This window comes from methanotrophic endosymbiont of Bathymodiolus puteoserpentis (Logatchev) (genome assembly GCF_900128525.1).
GTDB lineage: Bacteria > Pseudomonadota > Gammaproteobacteria > Methylococcales > Methylomonadaceae > Methyloprofundus.
Window position 1 is genome coordinate 1 of the sequence record NZ_FQTQ01000159.1, and the last position, 2,154, is coordinate 2,154.

Sequence of the window (2,154 nt, forward strand, 5' to 3'; positions counted from 1 at the left end):
TGAAGCTTTTGAAGAGCTAACTGGGGTAGATATAAAAAATTTACTGGGTTATGCACTTATGACTTGAATTCAGGCAAATCGAAGCCTTGCTCGTCATCATGGTCATGGCGTTTTAGTAATAGATAGCTGGCCCAAGGTGTGATCGTTAAAGAAACAATCAGTGAAATTAGCATGGCAACTGGGACATTAAACGCCATAGGTGCCATATAAGGCCCCATCATACCAGTAATAAAAAACATCGGTAAGAAGGTTAAGATAACGGCAAAAGTGGCCACAATTGTTGGTGGTAAGACTTCTTGAATGGCTGATAATAAGGCTTGGAGTGGCGGTTCATTGCGTAATAAATAATGTCGGTGAATATTTTCGACATTGACGATAGGGTCATCGACCAGTAAACCAAGGGATAGTATTAAGGCGAATAAGGTCACTCGGTTGATGGTATAACCGAACAGTAAGTCCAGAAGTAGGGTAAAAGCAAAGGTTACGGGCACGGCAATCGAGACAATCAGTGATTCACGGCTGCCTAGAGAAAAGATCATGAGAATAACAATAATCAGGATAGCGAACATTAAATGTTCGACTAATTCATTAACTTTATTGTTTGCAGTTTCGCCGTTATCACGGCTAATGGACATAGTGATGTCATTAGGTACGATAGTGCCCTGAAAACTTTTAGCTTTGGCAATGACATCTTCAGCAACCTGAACGGCATTACTGCCTTTGCGTTTGGCAATCGCAAGCGTTACGGTAGGCCATTCTTTGCCGGCCTGTCCGGTGATTTTTTGGTTTATATCCAATAAGCGCATTTTTTCTGATGCGGGACCAAAACCGATACGTGTATAAGTATTTTTATCTTCTCCGCCGTCGAGAATACGAGCCACATCACGTAAATAGACTAAGCGTCCTCCTGCACTTTTAATAACGGTAGCACCTACCTCTTTCGGTGTTGAGTAGTGTGGGCCTGCCTCTAAAAAAACTTGTTGATTATTGCTGGCAAAATTTCCTGCATCGACATTGATATTAGCACTACCAATTGCTTGGATAATTTCTATGATGGATGTGCCATGAGCAACTAGCGCAGCAGGGTCTGGGTACACGGTGATTTGTCGGCGTGCACCGCCAACGACCCAGCTGTTAGCGACATTATCTACATCACGTAAACGGGCAATTAACTCATCAGCCGTGCGGCGTAAGGACATTTCACTCTGATTGCTGGAAGCAGAAGATAAATTGAGCAGGACAATGGGTACGTCATCAATATTAACCGGTTTTACAATCCACCGGGTAATGCCTGGAGTCATTTTATCTTGGTTAGACATGACCTTACTCCAAGTTTTGACCAAGCTATTTTCAAGCTCTTCACCGACATAATAACGAACAGTGACCATGCCCATACCCGAGCTGGCGGCAGAATAGACATATTCTACCCCTTCAATTTGTTTTAATAAGGACTCTAAAGGTGTGGTGACTAATTTTTCAACTTCTTCTGCAGATGCACCTGGAAATTCAATCATCACATCCATAACGGGGACGATAATTTGCGGATCTTCTTCGCGCGGTGTCAGAATGAGTGCAGCAGCTCCCGCCATGATAGCTGCAATAATTAGCATAGGTGAAAGTGAGCCAATGGTAAATAGTTTGACAATACGGGTAATGATGCTTGTTTTTGTGTTGTTATTCGTGCTTGATTTTATGTGCTGATGTTCGCTCATGATTAACTCCGATTATTGAATGATGACCATTTCGCCTTCATTCAGGCCGGATTGAATTTCTACATTTTGTCCGTAATGCTCACCTGTACGCACTTGGCGAGTCTGTGGCTGTTCATTTATAAGCACTTTTACAACTTCCAGTTGGCCAATTTTACGCACTGCCGTGGCGGGTATGATTAAGCCTTCATGTTGACTGCACGCTTGGTCTAGCCAACCAAATAAGCCCGGTTGTAAGCCGGTGCTGATGGGTAAAGAGGCTTTGATTAAAATAGTCCGTGTTGCAGGATCTACTTCGGGTACTATTTCATCAATTTCAGTAACTTCTCATTATCCACAGGCAATTATTTAAAAGTTGTTTTACAATATATTCTATGAACTCGCCTAAACCGAAACTGCCAGAGATAAATGAAGAAGATCGCACGCCGCTAGTGGATGTGCTGTT

At 42.7% G+C, this 2,154-nt stretch carries 2 protein-coding genes; both read right to left on the reverse strand.

Features of this window, described 5'->3' with window-relative positions; all coding sequences use genetic code 11:
• Positions 1–56 precede the first annotated feature (56 nt).
• Positions 57–1,712: an efflux RND transporter permease subunit gene (locus BQ7314_RS12220; RefSeq protein ID WP_174483968.1), complete on the reverse strand. Its 1,656-nt coding sequence runs from the start codon at positions 1,710–1,712 to the stop codon at positions 57–59.
• A gap of 12 nt (positions 1,713–1,724) precedes the next feature.
• Positions 1,725–2,024: a permuted SH3 domain-containing protein gene (locus BQ7314_RS16190; protein WP_483444643.1), complete on the reverse strand. Its 300-nt coding sequence runs from the start codon at positions 2,022–2,024 to the stop codon at positions 1,725–1,727.
• Between the last annotated feature and the right edge of the window lie 130 nt (positions 2,025–2,154).

Bases quoted from the DNA above. Each gene is read 5' to 3' on its own strand.
- BQ7314_RS12220 (WP_174483968.1), bottom strand. From the start codon at position 1,712: ATGAGCGAACATCAGCACATAAAATCAAGCACGAATAACAACACAAAA.